The organism is Nocardia brevicatena NBRC 12119, from assembly GCF_000308495.1.
Lineage (GTDB): Bacteria > Actinomycetota > Actinomycetes > Mycobacteriales > Mycobacteriaceae > Nocardia > Nocardia brevicatena.
This window is the reverse complement of record NZ_BAFU01000166.1, coordinates 1-869: the sequence shown is the minus strand read 5'-3', so window position 1 is coordinate 869 and position 869 is coordinate 1. Positions and strand designations below refer to the sequence as shown.

The 869-nt window shown below is 61.3% G+C and carries 1 protein-coding gene; it reads left to right on the top strand.

Annotated elements, in window-relative coordinates; translation table 11 throughout:
• Nucleotides 1-869: IS630 family transposase (locus ON20_RS25765; RefSeq protein WP_040839600.1), on the top strand; the 869-nt coding region annotated here is incomplete at its 5' end.

Genomic DNA, 869 nt, shown 5'->3' with positions numbered 1-869 from the left:
GGTTGGCCGGGTTGAGTGACGAGCCGCGGCCGGGTGGGCCGCGCACGATCACCGACGAACAGGTCGAGGGGGTGATCGTGGCGACGCTGGAACGGCAGCCGAAGAATGCCACGCACTGGTCGAGGGCATCGATGGCCGCCGAAACCGGTCTGTCGAAGTCCTCGATCGGTCGCATCTGGAAGGCGTTCCGGTTGCGGCCGCACCGCAGCGAGGAGCTCGAGATATCGAACGATCCGTTGTTCGTGGACGAGGTGCGTGATGTGGTCGGGTTGTATTTGGATCCGCCCGAGTCCGCGATCGTGCTCTGTGTGGATGAGAAGTCGCAGATCCAGGCGCTGGAGCGGTCTGCGCCGGTGTTGCCGATGATGCCGGGTATGCCCGAGCGAGGCACCCACGACTACGTCCGGCACGGCATCACGACCCTGTTCGCGGCCCTCGATGTCGCCACCGGTGAGGTGATCGGTTCGATTCACCGTCGGCACCGCGCTGCCGAGTTCAAAAAGTTCCTGATCGAACTCGACAAGGAGATACCGACCGACCTCGACGTGCATCTGATCTGCGACAACTACGGCACCCACAAAGCCCCGGTCATCACAAAATGGCTTGCCGCACATCCGCGTTTCCATATGCACTTCACGCCGACCTACTCGTCCTGGATCAACCAGGTCGAACGATGGTTCGCACTGCTCACCGATCGGCAACTGCGCCGCGGATCCCATAAAAGTGTTGTAGCGCTGGAGAAATCGATCCGCGACTGGGTTGCCGCCTGGAACGAAGATCCCACACCGTTCGTCTGGACCAAGACCGCCGACGAGATCCTGGAACGACTCGCCTCATATTTACAACGAATTCCTGGTGCAGGACACTAG